This is a genomic window from Burkholderia sp. TSV86, assembly GCF_001522865.1.
Taxonomy (GTDB): Bacteria; Pseudomonadota; Gammaproteobacteria; order Burkholderiales; family Burkholderiaceae; genus Burkholderia.
Map to the genome: position 1 here is coordinate 26,785 of NZ_LOWB01000021.1, position 12,849 is coordinate 39,633.

13 protein-coding genes and 1 tRNA gene are annotated in these 12,849 nt (G+C 62.5%); 2 read left to right on the forward strand and 12 right to left on the reverse strand.

Annotation, left to right across the window (positions count from 1 at the left end):
• Nucleotides 1-33 precede the first annotated feature (33 nt).
• The 12 genes from nuoF to rpsO form a co-directional block, all read right to left on the reverse strand.
• Entirely contained in the window at nucleotides 34-1,344 is a 1,311-nt protein-coding gene (gene nuoF, locus WS68_RS02225; RefSeq protein ID WP_059569254.1) for an NADH-quinone oxidoreductase subunit NuoF, read from the reverse strand.
• Entirely contained in the window at nucleotides 1,341-1,826 is a 486-nt protein-coding gene (gene nuoE, locus WS68_RS02230) for an NADH-quinone oxidoreductase subunit NuoE (RefSeq protein WP_059569255.1), read from the reverse strand. Before nuoE ends, nuoF begins: the two co-directional genes overlap by 4 nt.
• Before the next feature lie 176 nt (nucleotides 1,827-2,002).
• A complete protein-coding gene (locus WS68_RS02235; RefSeq protein WP_059569256.1) occupies nucleotides 2,003-3,256 on the reverse strand; it encodes an NADH-quinone oxidoreductase subunit D in 1,254 nt (417 codons plus the stop codon).
• A 9-nt stretch (nucleotides 3,257-3,265) separates the two neighbouring features.
• Complete coding sequence (locus WS68_RS02240) at nucleotides 3,266-3,868, reverse strand: NADH-quinone oxidoreductase subunit C (protein ID WP_059513185.1); 603 nt, start codon at nucleotides 3,866-3,868, stop codon at nucleotides 3,266-3,268.
• Nucleotides 3,869-3,889: 21 nt separating this feature from the next.
• On the reverse strand, nucleotides 3,890-4,369 hold the full coding sequence (locus WS68_RS02245; protein WP_004186402.1) for a NuoB/complex I 20 kDa subunit family protein: 480 nt from the start codon (nucleotides 4,367-4,369) through the stop codon (nucleotides 3,890-3,892).
• Between the two features lie 61 nt (nucleotides 4,370-4,430).
• Nucleotides 4,431-4,790, reverse strand: a complete 360-nt coding sequence (locus WS68_RS02250) for an NADH-quinone oxidoreductase subunit A (protein WP_059513183.1) — start codon at nucleotides 4,788-4,790, stop codon at nucleotides 4,431-4,433.
• Between the two features lie 155 nt (nucleotides 4,791-4,945).
• Nucleotides 4,946-5,030 (reverse strand) — tRNA-Leu (locus WS68_RS02255).
• A 109-nt stretch (nucleotides 5,031-5,139) separates the two neighbouring features.
• Nucleotides 5,140-5,517 (reverse strand): preprotein translocase subunit SecG, encoded by a 378-nt coding sequence (gene secG, locus WS68_RS02260; protein WP_059569257.1) that lies wholly within the window; start codon nucleotides 5,515-5,517, stop codon nucleotides 5,140-5,142.
• A gap of 73 nt (nucleotides 5,518-5,590) precedes the next feature.
• The gene (tpiA, locus tag WS68_RS02265) at nucleotides 5,591-6,346 is read right to left on the reverse strand and encodes a triose-phosphate isomerase (protein WP_059569258.1); all 756 of its coding nucleotides are present in this window, start codon (nucleotides 6,344-6,346) and stop codon (nucleotides 5,591-5,593) included.
• A 131-nt stretch (nucleotides 6,347-6,477) separates the two neighbouring features.
• Nucleotides 6,478-7,497: an NAD(P)H-quinone oxidoreductase gene (locus WS68_RS02270; protein ID WP_059569259.1), complete on the reverse strand. Its 1,020-nt coding sequence runs from the start codon at nucleotides 7,495-7,497 to the stop codon at nucleotides 6,478-6,480.
• Nucleotides 7,498-7,630: 133 nt separating this feature from the next.
• Nucleotides 7,631-9,775, reverse strand: coding sequence for a polyribonucleotide nucleotidyltransferase (pnp, locus tag WS68_RS02275; RefSeq protein WP_059569260.1), 2,145 nt, complete (start codon nucleotides 9,773-9,775; stop codon nucleotides 7,631-7,633).
• A gap of 306 nt (nucleotides 9,776-10,081) precedes the next feature.
• On the reverse strand, nucleotides 10,082-10,351 hold the full coding sequence (gene rpsO / locus WS68_RS02280; RefSeq protein WP_004185828.1) for a 30S ribosomal protein S15: 270 nt from the start codon (nucleotides 10,349-10,351) through the stop codon (nucleotides 10,082-10,084).
• Nucleotides 10,352-10,802: 451 nt separating this feature from the next.
• Here rpsO and WS68_RS02285 point away from each other — a divergent pair, with 451 nt between their 5' ends.
• Both WS68_RS02285 and WS68_RS02290 read left to right on the forward strand, forming a co-directional pair.
• Nucleotides 10,803-11,303, forward strand: a complete 501-nt coding sequence (locus WS68_RS02285) for a hypothetical protein (RefSeq protein ID WP_059569261.1) — start codon at nucleotides 10,803-10,805, stop codon at nucleotides 11,301-11,303.
• Between the two features lie 905 nt (nucleotides 11,304-12,208).
• Nucleotides 12,209-12,847, forward strand: a complete 639-nt coding sequence (locus WS68_RS02290) for a carbonic anhydrase (RefSeq protein ID WP_059569262.1) — start codon at nucleotides 12,209-12,211, stop codon at nucleotides 12,845-12,847.
• Nucleotides 12,848-12,849 lie beyond the last annotated feature (2 nt).

The window sequence follows — 12,849 nt, forward strand, 5'->3', positions numbered from 1 at the left end:
GGGCGCTCGAATTCCGCAATCGGATTGCGCGCTTTAGGCCGCGGCCGCGTGCGCGTGGCCGCCGACCATGCAACGCTTGTGCTCGACGTGGTACGCGAATTCGTCCCAGTAATGCTTGAGCATCCCGCGCACCGGCATCGCCGCGGCATCGCCGAGCGCACAGATCGTGCGGCCCATGATGTTCTCCGCGACCGAGTTCAGCAGATCCAGATCCTCCTGGCGGCCCTGGCCGTGCTCTATCCGATTGACGACGCGCCACAGCCAGCCCGTGCCCTCGCGGCACGGCGTGCACTGGCCACACGATTCCTCGTGATAGAAATACGACAGACGCAACAGCGAGCGCACCATGCAGCGCGTCTCGTCCATCACGATCACCGCGCCGGAACCCAGCATCGAGCCCGCCTTCGCGATCGAGTCGTAATCCAGATCAGTCTGCATCATGATGTCGCCGGGAATCACCGGCGCCGACGAGCCGCCCGGAATCACCGCCTTGATCTTCTTGCCGCCGCGCATCCCGCCTGCCAGCTCCATCAGCGTCGCGAACGGCGTGCCGAGCGGAACCTCGTAATTGCCCGGACGCTCGACATCGCCCGACACGGAGAAGATCTTCGTGCCGCCGTTGTTCGGCTTGCCCATCTCGAGATAATTCTGCGGACCGACCGCCAGCAGGAACGGCACCGCGGCAAAGGTTTCCGTGTTGTTGATCGTCGTCGGCTTGCCGTACACGCCAAAGCTCGCCGGGAACGGCGGCTTGAAGCGCGGCTGGCCCTTCTTGCCTTCAAGCGATTCGAGCAGCGCCGTTTCCTCGCCGCAGATATACGCGCCATAGCCATGATGCGCATGCAGCTCGAACGAGAAATCGGTACCCAGGATGTTCTTGCCGAGGAAGCCCGCTTCGCGCGCCTCTTCGAGCGCCGCCTCGAAACGGCGATAGACTTCGAAAATCTCGCCGTGAATGTAGTTGTAGCCGGCCGTGATGCCCATCGCATACGCGCCGATCGCCATCCCTTCAATCAGCGCGTGCGGATTCCAGCGCAGGATGTCGCGATCCTTGAACGTGCCCGGCTCGCCTTCATCCGAATTGCACACGAGGTACTTCTGCCCGGGAAACTGCCGCGGCATGAAGCTCCACTTCAGGCCAGTCGGAAAACCCGCACCGCCCCGGCCGCGCAGCCCCGACGCCTTCACATCGGCAATCACCTGCTCGGGCGGAATCTTTTCCTCGAGAATGCGGCGCAATTGCCTGTAGCCGCCGCGCGCGACGTAGTCGGCAAGACGCCAGTTCTCGCCGTTCAGGCCGGCGAGAATCAGCGGTTTGATGTGACGATCGTGGAGGGACGTCATTTCGAGAGCTCCTCAAGCAGCTGGTCGATCTTCTCGCGGCTCATGAAGCTGCACATTTTGTGGTTGTTGAGCAGCAGCACCGGCGCATCGCCGCACGCGCCGAAGCATTCGCCTTCCTTCAGCGTGAACTTGCCATCCGGTGTCGTTTCGCCAAAACCGATGCCGAGCTTGTGCTTCAGATATTCGGCCGTCGCTTGCGCGCCGCCGTGAGGCCCGAGCTGACACGGCAGATTCGTGCAGAGCGTGATCTTGTGGCGGCCGACAGGCGCAAGCTCATACATCGTGTAGAACGTCGCGACCTCCTGGACCGCGATCGCCGGCATGTCGAGATAGTCCGCGACGAACTGCATCAGTTCGGACGACAGCCAGCCATGCTCCTCTTGGGCGACGGCCAACGCGCTCATCACGGCGGACTGTTTCTGATCGGCGGGATACTTCGCGATCGCTCGATCGATTTCTTTCAGGCCTTCAGCTGAGATCATTTTCAGACACGACTCTTTCAATTCCTACCGCACGAACAACCTGCCGCATGGCCAATGCCGCGGCAGACCTGGCGTTCACTGTTGACAGCTTGCTGCGGCGGCGCGCCGGTCAGCCGCGCCGCGTGAGACTCGCCGCCCGTGCCCAATCCAGCCGGGCCGCAAGCGGTGCCCGACCGTCAGCGGTCGATTTCGCCGAACACGATGTCCTGCGTCCCGATGATCGTGACAGCGTCGGCAATCATGTGCCCGCGCGCCATTTCGTCGAGTGCGGACAGATGCGCATAGCCCGGCGCGCGGATCTTCAGGCGATACGGCTTGTTCGCCCCGTCCGACACGAGATAAATGCCGAACTCGCCCTTCGGATGCTCGACGGCCGCATACGCCTCGCCTTCGGGCACGTGAAAGCCTTCGGTGAAGAGCTTGAAATGGTGGATCAGATCCTCCATGTTCGATTTCATGCCAACACGCGACGGCGGTGCAACCTTGTGATTGTCGATGATGACGGGACCGGGATTCTTACGCAGCCACTCAATACATTGTTTCGCGATGCGGATGGACTGACGCATTTCCTCGACGCGCACCAAATAACGATCGTAGCAATCGCCGTTCACGCCGACGGGAATGTCGAAGTCGAGGCGATCGTACACTTCATACGGCTGCTTCTTGCGCAAATCCCATGCGATGCCCGAGCCGCGAATCATCGGCCCTGTCAGACCGAGCTGCAGCGCACGCTCCGGGCTCACGACACCGATGCCGACGAGACGCTGCTTCCAGATCCGGTTGTCGGTCAACAGCGTTTCGTATTCATCGACACACTTCGGAAAGCGCGTGAAGAAATCGTCGATGAAGTCGAGCACCGAGCCGCTGCGCGCCTCGTTCATCTTCGCGAGCGCCTTCTCGTTGCGAATCTTGGACGCCTTGTATTGCGGCATTGCGTCAGGCAGATCGCGATAGACGCCGCCTGGGCGATAGTACGCCGCATGCATGCGCGCGCCCGACACCGCCTCGTACACGTCCATCAGATCCTCGCGCTCGCGGAACGCGTACAGGAACACCGCCATCGCGCCGACGTCGAGCGCGTGCGCGCCGATCCACATCAAATGGTTCAGCACGCGCGTGATTTCGTCGAACAGCACGCGAATGTACTGCGCGCGCTCCGGCACCTCGATGCCGAGCAGTTTCTCGATCGCGAGCACGTAGCCGTGTTCGTTGACCATCATCGACACATAGTCGAGACGGTCCATGTACGGCACCGATTGAATGAACGTCTTGTTTTCGGCGAGTTTTTCGGTCGCGCGATGCAGCAGGCCGATGTGCGGATCGGCGCGCTGGATCACTTCGCCGTCGAGCTCGAGCACAAGGCGCAGCACACCGTGCGCGGCCGGGTGCTGCGGCCCGAAATTGAGCGTGTAATTCTTGATTTCAGCCATGACGTCCCCTTAATGTTTCAGACCGCCATAGCGATCCTCGCGGATCACGCGCGGCGTGATTTCGCGCGGCTCGATCGTCACCGGCTGATAGACGACGCGCTTTTCTTGCGGGTCGTAGCGCATTTCGACATAGCCGGAAACCGGGAAATCCTTACGGAACGGATGACCGATGAAACCGTAATCGGTCAGGATACGACGCAGGTCCGGGTGTCCCTCGAACACGATGCCGTAAAGATCAAATGCCTCGCGCTCATACCAGTTCGCCGAATTCCAAATGTCGACGACGGACGCGACGATCGGCAGATCGTCATCAGGCGCGAACACGCGCACGCGCAGACGCCAATTATTCGCGACCGACAGCAGATGCAGTACGGCGGCAAAGCGCGGGCCGTCGTAGGCGCCGTCGCCGTAGGTTTGATAGTCGACGCCGCACAGGTCGATGAGCTGCTCGAAGCCGAGCGTGCGATCGTCGCGCAACTGCTTCGCGACTTCGAGATAATCGCTTGCCTTCACGACGAGCGTAAGCTCGCCGACCGCTTCTACGAGGCTTACCACGCGCGCGCCGATGGCGGCCTCGAGGTTCGCCTTCAGGGTCTCGATTTTGCTTGCCATGTTATGTGGGGATTCGATGCTTTATTGACGGGCGATGGTGCTCGTGCGGCGGATCTTCGCTTGCAGCTGGATCACGCCATAAACGAGCGCCTCGGCGGTCGGCGGACAACCCGGCACGTAGACATCGACGGGAACGATCCGATCGCAGCCGCGCACCACCGAATACGAGTAGTGGTAATAGCCGCCGCCGTTCGCGCACGAGCCCATCGAGATCACCCAGCGCGGCTCGGCCATCTGGTCGTAGACCCGGCGCAGCGCGGGCGCCATCTTGTTGCAGAGCGTGCCCGCGACGATCATCACATCGGACTGACGCGGACTCGGGCGAAACACAACCCCGAACCGGTCGAGGTCGTAACGCGCGGCGCCCGCATGCATCATTTCCACTGCACAGCACGCGAGACCGAACGTCATGGGCCACAGCGAGCCGGTACGCGTCCAGTTGATCAGCTTGTCGGCCGTAGTGGTGACAAACCCTTCCTTCAAGACCCCTTCGATACTCATTTGCTATCCACTCCAGATAGGCGGCGACGCGTGGCCGCCCATGCAAACCGGCGATTGACCGTCACTCCCAGTCCAGGCCGCCCTTTCTCCAGATGTAGGCGAAACCAAGCAGGAATTCGAGCAGGAAAATCATCATTGCGATGAAACCGGGCCAGCCGATTTCGCGCAGGGCAACCCCCCACGGGAACAGGAACGCGGTTTCGAGATCGAAGATGATGAACAGAATCGCGACGAGGTAATAGCGCACATCGAACTTCATGCGCGCATCCTCGAATGCTTCGAAGCCGCATTCGTACGGCGAATTCTTATCGCTGTCGGGCTTGTTGGGACCGAGGATCTTGCCGATGCTGACCAGCGCTATACCTAAACCAGTGCCTACGAGGAGAAACAACAAGACGGGGTAATAGGCTGCGAGGTTCAAGGCTATCCTCTATTGGTTGGATCCGAGCGTTCCGGAGAATAACACTGATCCGGAAATCGGATCATTTCGGACTCCCGGCTAATCCAAGACAACCGCAAGGATACGCCGGAAATAAAAAATGCCAGCCCCACGAAGCGGCTGGCATTGAGCAACTTTGGTGCCGACGGCGAGACTCGAACTCGCACAGCTTTCGCCACTACCCCCTCAAGATAGCGTGTCTACCAATTTCACCACGTCGGCACTGCATGCAACTCGGGAAAAATCACATAACCCGCGAATCGCTTCAAGAATCAAATTCTAACCCGGTTCCTAGATTTGTTCAACGCACAAACCTGCATTTCTCGAAAATTTATTTCGGTACATCCTGGCCGGACGCGGATGCCGCCGATACTGCCGCGGGCACGGATGCGGCAGGCGCCTGCGATGCAGCAACCGCCGACGCGGGCGCCGTCGCCACCGTACCCAGCACGCCGACCGACGGCGCCGATTTGTACGAACCCAGGTAAGTCAGCGCGAGGGTCGCGATGAAGAAGATCGTTGCGAGCACGGCCGTCGTGCGCGACAGGAAATTCGCCGAGCCCGTCGCACCGAACAAACTGCCCGACGCGCCGCTGCCGAACGCCGCCCCCATGTCGGCTCCCTTGCCATGCTGCAGCAGCACGAGGCCAATCACGCCCAACGCGGACAGCAACTGAACCACAATAATCAAAACTTTCAAAAACGGCATACACCCTCACCTATTGGTTGATACAGCCGGCGTCTCCACCCGCTGCCCGACATCCCCGCAACTTCGCGAGCACTTACTGCGCGGCCCGGCAAATTGCCAGAAAATCTTCACTCTTCAACGACGCGCCGCCGATCAAACCGCCATCAATATCCGGCTGACCGAACAGCTCGACCGCGTTATCGGGTTTCACGCTGCCGCCATACAGCAGCGACACCTGCGGCGCCCCCTTCTGCTCGAGCCGCGAGCGCAAAAACGCGTGCACCTGCTGCGCCTGCGCGGACGTCGCGCTCTTGCCCGTGCCGATAGCCCACACCGGCTCATATGCGACGACGATACGCGCCGCATCTTGCGCCGACAGCACGGCGAGCACCGCATCGAGCTGAGTGCCGACGACCTGCTCGGTAGTCCCTGCCTCACGCTCGGCAAGCGTCTCACCGACGCAAACGACGGGCGTCAGCCCCGCGGTGAGCGCGCGCTGCGCCTTGGCCGCCGCCGCCTCGTTCGTTTCGCCGTGATACGCGCGACGCTCCGAATGCCCGACGATCGCATAGGCCGCGCCGAACTCCGCGACCATCGCCGCCGCCACTTCGCCCGTGTATGCACCCTGTTCGTGCGCCGACACGTCCTGAGCGCCCCACGCAACACGCCCGCCCATCAGCAACGACTGTGCCTGCGCAAGATAAGGAAACGGCACGCACACACCGACTTCGACGCCCTCGCGCACAGCCTGCGCCCCTTGAGCGACCTCGTTCAGCAATGCTTGGTTGCCGCTCAGGCGGCCGTGCATCTTCCAGTTGCCGATCACTCGCTGAATTCTTTGTTTCGACATGGTTTGTCTCGTCGTGGACACCCTGGAAAGGGCGTCGTGTTCATCTGGCGAAGCGAACCCGCAATTTTACTTCGGCGCTCAAGAACAGGTCAAACTGCCGATGTCAAGCATCGACGATCAGATATCGCCGGTTACGGATTCGCACCCCAAGCGAGCACGATCTTGCCGACGTGCTCGCTACTTTCCATCAACGCATGCGCATCGGCCACCTGCTCGGCCGGCAGCACGCGATAGATCACGGGCTTCACGCGGCCGTCGGCAACGAGCGGCCACACGCGCTCCTTCAATTGCGCGGCGATCCGCGCCTTGAACTCGACGGGACGCGGCCGCAGCGTCGAGCCCGTGACCGTCAGCCGGCGCCGCATGATCTCGGCGAGATTCATCTCCGCCTTCGCTCCGCCGATATGCGCGATCACCACCAGCCGTCCGCCGTCAGCGAGCGCCGTCAGCTCGCGCGGCGCATAGGCGCCCGCGACCATGTCGAGAATCACGTCGACGCCCCGATCGTGCGTCAGCGATTTCACGACGCCGACGAAATCCTCGGTCTTGTAATTGATCGCCCGCTCAGCGCCGAGCTGCTCGCACGCGCGGCATTTGTCGTCGGTGCCCGCGGTGGCGAATACGCGAAAACCGAGCGCATGCGCGATTTGAATTGCCGCGACGCCAATGCCGCTCGAACCACCCTGCACGAGCAGCGACTCCTGCGCGCCGCCCTCGCCCGCGCCAAGCTGGGCGCGGTCGAACACGTTGCTCCATACCGTAAAAAACGTCTCGGGCAGCGAGGCGGCCTCGACCTCGCTCAAGCCATCCGGCACCGGCAGACATTGCAGCAGCGGCACGGCCGCGTATTGCGCGTAGCCGCCGCCCGAGAGCAACGCGCAAACGCGGTCGCCGAGCTTCAGGCCGAACGGGTTCGACGCGCGGTCGGAAAGATCGCCGCCGACGATCTCCCCCGCAACCTCGAGCCCCGGCAGATCCGATGCGCCGGGCGGCGGCGCATACAAGCCCTTGCGCTGAAGCACGTCGGGACGATTGACTCCCGATGCGGCAACCTTGATCAGCACCTCACCACGCTTGGGCTCCGGCTTCGGACGCTCGGCCAGCCTCAGCACGTCGGGAGCGCCGAACTCGGCGATTTCAATGGCTCTCATCTGTATGGCTCCAGGATCGAAATGAGTGGGAAACGCCGACAACAGGAGATGCCGGGGCGGCGTCAATCGCGGCCCGATCCTACAGAAAAAACGGCCGGCGCGCTTCGCGCTGCCGGCCGTTGGTGCCGCCTACTTACTGCTGCGGAGGCACATCGGTTTGCTGTGCGGCCGCCTCATTCAGCAGCGCCTTCGCCGACAGCCGCACACGGCCCTTCTCGTCCGTCTGGATCACCTTGACCTTCACCTGCTGGCCTTCCTTCAGGTAGTCGTTGATGTCCTTCACCCGCTCGTTGACGATTTCAGAGATATGCAGCAGGCCGTCCTTGCCCGGCAGCAGGTTCACGATCGCGCCAAAATCGAGCAGCTTGAGCACCGAGCCCTCGTACACCTGGCCGACTTCGATCTCCGCCGTGATGTTCTCGATGCGCTTCTTCGCCTCGGCCATCCCTTCGCTGCTCGTGCTCGCGATCGTCACGACGCCGTCGTCCGAAATGTCGATCGTCGTACCGGTTTCTTCCGTCAGCGCACGGATCACCGAGCCGCCCTTGCCGATCACGTCGCGGATCTTCTCCGGGTTGATCTTGATCGTGATCATGCGCGGCGCGAATTCGGACAGCTGCGTGTTCGCCCCCGAGACCGATGCCTTCATCTTGCCGAGGATGTGCAGACGGCCTTCCTTCGCCTGCGCGAGCGCGACCTGCATGATTTCCTTCGTGATCCCCTGGATCTTGATGTCCATCTGCAGCGCCGTCACGCCGTCGGCCGTGCCAGCCACCTTGAAGTCCATGTCGCCGAGATGATCCTCGTCACCGAGAATATCGGTCAGCACCGCGAACTTGTTGCCTTCGAGGATCAGACCCATCGCGATGCCCGCGACGTGCGCCTTCATCGGCACGCCGGCGTCCATCAGCGCGAGGCAGCCGCCGCACACCGACGCCATCGACGACGAACCGTTCGACTCGGTGATTTCCGACACGACACGAATCGAATAGCCGAATTCGTCGGCGCTCGGCAGGCATGCGACGAGCGCGCGCTTGGCAAGGCGCCCGTGGCCGATTTCGCGGCGCTTGGGCGAACCGACGCGCCCAGTTTCGCCGGTCGCGAACGGCGGCATGTTGTAGTGAAGCATGAAGCGGTCACGGTACTCGCCTTCGAGCGCGTCGATGATCTGCTCGTCACCCTTCGTGCCGAGCGTCGCGACGACGAGCGCCTGCGTCTCGCCGCGCGTGAAAAGCGCCGAGCCGTGCGTGCGCGGCAGCACGCCCGTGCGGATCTCGATCGGGCGCACGGTGCGCGTGTCGCGGCCGTCGATGCGCGGCTCGCCATTCAGGATCTGCGAGCGGACAATCTTCGCCTCGAGATCGAACAGGATGTTGCCGACCGTCGCCGCATCGGCTGCTTCGGCGTTCGACGCCACCGCTTCCTCGGCCAGCTTCGCGGTCGTGGCCGCGTAGATTTCCTTCAGCTTCGCCGAGCGCGCCTGCTTTTCGCGGGTCTGGTACGCCGCTTGCAGATCAGCTTGCGCGAGTTCGGTCACGCGCGCGATCAGCGCTTCGTTCTTCGCGGCCGGCTGCCAATCCCACTCGGGCTTGCCGCCCTCGCGCACCAGTTCGTGGATCGCATCGATCGCCATCTGCATCTGCTCGTGACCGAACACGACCGCGCCGAGCATCACATCTTCCGGCAGTTGATCGGCTTCGGATTCGACCATCAGCACCGCGCGCTCGGTGCCGGCGACGACGAGGTCCAGGCGCGACGATTTCAGTTGTTCGCGCGTCGGGTTCAGCACGTACTGGTTATCGATGTACGCGACGCGCGCCGCGCCGACCGGGCCGTTGAACGGCAGGCCCGACACCGCGAGCGCGGCCGACGCGCCGATCAGCGCGGGAATATCGGCCGGAACCTCCGGGTTCACGGACAACACATGAACCACGACCTGCACTTCGTTGTAGAAGCCTTCCGGGAACAGCGGACGCAGCGGCCGGTCGATCAGGCGCGACGTCAGCGTCTCGTGCTCGGACGGACGGCCTTCGCGACGGAAGAAGCCGCCCGGAATCTTGCCGGCCGAATAGGTCTTTTCGAGGTAATCGACGGTCAGCGGGAAGAAATCCTGGCCCGGCTTCGCCGACTTCGCGCCGACGACGGTCGCGAGCACGACGGTATCCTCGACGTCGACGAGCACCGCACCGCTCGCCTGGCGCGCGATCTCGCCGGTTTCGAGGCGAACCTTGTGCTGGCCCCACTGGAATTCTTTCACCACCTTGTTGAACAGAGACATGGTCGCTCCTTTCGTTCGTTATCAGATGCCGCGCGCGGACGAAGCCGGCACGGCAGCGGCGCGACCGGGCCACATGGGAAGAGGTGTGTTTTTTATGCCATTCCAGCGCAGTGTTCGCCGCGTGCCGCCGCCGTCGAGCGAAGCGCGAACAGCGCGCTGGAATGACACAAAGCTCAACCCGTGTGTGCCTGGCCGGTTGTGGGCTTCGATAGCCCGGCGGCACGCGCGATGCGCGCCGCGAAAAAACAAAATGCCTGCATCAGAGCAACTGACACAGGCATCTTGCGAAGGCGAAAAGCGCCCCGTTTACTTACGTAGACCCAGCTTCTCGATCAGCGCGCGATAACGGTCGGCATCCTTGCCCTTGAGGTAGTCGAGCAGCTTGCGGCGGCGGCTCACCATGCGCAGCAAACCGCGGCGGCTATGGTGATCCTTCGCGTGGGTTTTGAAGTGCCCCGTCAGTTCCGTGATGCGCGCCGTCAGGAGTGCGACCTGAACTTCGGGCGAGCCCGTATCGTTTGCGCCACGGGCGAACTGAGCAACAACTTCCGACTTCTTGATATCAGCAACAGACATTTGATTTCCTTTTCGACTAAACAGGCGGACACGGAAGAAAGGCCGTGCCGTGATTACAACGGCGCGCATTGTAACACAAGTCACTCAGCCGGCGAATTCCACCCGGCGAACGCGTTTCATACGGCAGGCGCGGCGGTGACGCCGGTATCGATGCCGCGCGGATCGCCTCTTGCGCACCGCTTTTGCTGCCTTTGCCGCTTTCGCCTCCTTTACCCCGCCCTCCTGCGTGTTCGCCGCCCTTGCCGCGTTACGCCACGCCCGTCCACGCCGGCTGCGACCCGTCTCTTGTCGCGCGGCCCTCCCGGGCGCCGCCTCTGACAGCACATCGCGCGCCGAAACGCGGCGCGCGAAGGCCGCCCAGCCGCCACGCAAACTTCTCCCCGTCCCCATTGCGCGGCCAGGCAGCCGGCGTGATAAAACGTCCCCATCCGAGACTCATGGAGGAAAACCTATGTCAGCCCGTCTCCCGCTATTGTTCGTGTGCGCGGCGGCGCTTTTGGCCGGCTGCGCGCAGCCGTGGCAGCGCTTTCACGCGGGACAGGATTCGTCCGCGATCGTCGCGAGCCTCGGTCCACCGCGCGAAATCTACGATCTGCCGAACGGCGGCAAGCGCCTGATGTGGCCGACGCAACCGATGGGCGAAGTCACCGTGGCCGCGGACATCGATGCCGCGAGCCGGATCGTCAACGTGCGGCAGGTGCTGCAGCCGCTCGAGTTCTACCGCGCCGAAATCGGCACTTGGACCAAGACCGACGTGCTCGTGAATTTCGGCCGGCCGGTCGAAACCGCGTACTTTCCGCTGATGAAACGCGAAGTCTGGACGTACCGTTATCTCGAAGACAACGTCTGGTACATGCTCTACAACTTTTATTTCGACGACGCGGGCATCCTGCGCCTCACGCAGAAAACGCCCGACCCGCTGCACGATCCGGATCGCCGCACGCTGTTCTAATTCCGGTCCGGATGGAAAAAACGCCGGCTGCGAAGAAACCGTCGCGGCCGGCGCCGCCTTGCCGGCTCGGTCAGCATCGTATCGGCCGGGCTATCTGCCCGCTCAAGGCTCAAGGCGGCTTCGGGGCCGCACCCGCTCAACTCGAATTCGGCCCGCAATGCGCCAATCTCGAAATGACGACTCGAGCCGCATGCCAGCCTCGCGGCGCGACTGAGCCCGCTTCGCTTACGCGTGAGCGGATATACGGACGCAACCACATCCGCAACCGCCGCCTACACGCCATGCCTGCTCGGCGGCTGCGTGCGGCAGCGTCCACGCTTCGCCCCCAAATTCATCAAGCCGACGCGTCGAGCATTGGGCAGCTACGGCCGCGCCAAGCGCATGACCCGCAGCAGCGACTCCAGCTCGCGTCGGTGCGCTCCCGCTCCCTGAACGCACGGAGCATCGCCTCGCACAGTGATACACCGCACCGATTGAATCACCCTGCGCTCAATATGACGCTTTTTTCATGAAATTTCTGTTCACCACGCTTCGTGCCAATAAATCCTTTACCACTCGTTTCTTATATTTTTGTCATCTTTTTCCAAATGACAAATACCCCGACCAACGAGTCAATTAAAACAAAAAGAATGAAACTGCCGTCTCTAAGCCAGACCACACGAGCTTGAGCGGCGATGTCCATTTTAGTGCAGCATGCACCCGCTCCCGTCATTCTCGATGTACCGGTGGTGCAGCGGCGTCATTCACAAAAATAAATTGCAACAGAATATTTCAAACCGAACTTCTGATTCGGGCCTTCACCTAATATCGCAGTCACCAAGCTTTCAATTTAGAAAGACAGGCGTACCACGTCGAATGCAAGTTTGCGTCGCCGGACCACTCGTTCATGTATCCAGGAGTCCTCAATGAATCGCCCCAAAAGCATGCTCGTCGCCAATATCGCCTGGGCCCGCGAGACCGCCGAGCGTTCGCCCGCCTTCTTCGACTCGCTGTCGCGCGGCCAGAACCCCCGCGTGCTGTGGATCGGCTGCTCGGATAGCCGCGTGCCGGCGGAGACGATCACGCACAGCGTGCCGGGCGAGCTGTTCGTACATCGAAACATCGCGAACCTGTTCCACCCCGACGATGACAACAGCGCGAGCGTGCTCGAGTACGCGGTGCGTGTGCTCAAGGTCGATCACGTGATCGTCTGCGGGCATTATGGCTGCGGCGGCGTGCGCGCCTCGCTGCTGCCGCCGTCGCCGGGGCTGCCGCACGTCAACCGCCGGATCGCGCCGCTTTGTGCGCTCGCCCGCCGTCATCACGTCGAACTCGACGGCGTGCCGCCCGACGAAGCCGCCGATCGGCTCGCCGAGCTCAATGTAATCGAGCAGGTCCGTTTGTTGTCGAGCTCGCCGATCATTCGAGACGCCGATCCCGCGCCGCTCGTGCACGGCTGGATCTTCTCGCTCGCCGACGGTCGGCTCAAGGAACTCACGTCCGGTTACTCGCCGGCGGCCGAAGTCGGCCCGCCGGCCGAGCGCGCCGAAACCGCGGCCGCCTGAGC

Coding starts and splice junctions, on each gene's coding strand:
- tpiA (WP_059569258.1), bottom strand. CDS start 6,346: ATGTCGAAACAAAGAATTCAGCGAGTGATCGGCAACTGGAAGATGCAC.
- WS68_RS02240 (WP_059513185.1), bottom strand. CDS start 3,868: ATGGCAAGCAAAATCGAGACCCTGAAGGCGAACCTCGAGGCCGCCATC.
- WS68_RS02270 (WP_059569259.1), bottom strand. CDS start 7,497: ATGAGAGCCATTGAAATCGCCGAGTTCGGCGCTCCCGACGTGCTGAGG.
- nuoF (WP_059569254.1), bottom strand. CDS start 1,344: ATGACGTCCCTCCACGATCGTCACATCAAACCGCTGATTCTCGCCGGC.
- nuoE (WP_059569255.1), bottom strand. CDS start 1,826: ATGATCTCAGCTGAAGGCCTGAAAGAAATCGATCGAGCGATCGCGAAG.
- rpsO (WP_004185828.1), bottom strand. CDS start 10,351: ATGTCTGTTGCTGATATCAAGAAGTCGGAAGTTGTTGCTCAGTTCGCC.
- WS68_RS02235 (WP_059569256.1), bottom strand. CDS start 3,256: ATGGCTGAAATCAAGAATTACACGCTCAATTTCGGGCCGCAGCACCCG.
- secG (WP_059569257.1), bottom strand. CDS start 5,517: ATGCCGTTTTTGAAAGTTTTGATTATTGTGGTTCAGTTGCTGTCCGCG.
- WS68_RS02285 (WP_059569261.1), top strand. CDS start 10,803: ATGTCAGCCCGTCTCCCGCTATTGTTCGTGTGCGCGGCGGCGCTTTTG.
- WS68_RS02290 (WP_059569262.1), top strand. CDS start 12,209: ATGAATCGCCCCAAAAGCATGCTCGTCGCCAATATCGCCTGGGCCCGC.
- pnp (WP_059569260.1), bottom strand. CDS start 9,775: ATGTCTCTGTTCAACAAGGTGGTGAAAGAATTCCAGTGGGGCCAGCAC.
- WS68_RS02245 (WP_004186402.1), bottom strand. CDS start 4,369: ATGAGTATCGAAGGGGTCTTGAAGGAAGGGTTTGTCACCACTACGGCC.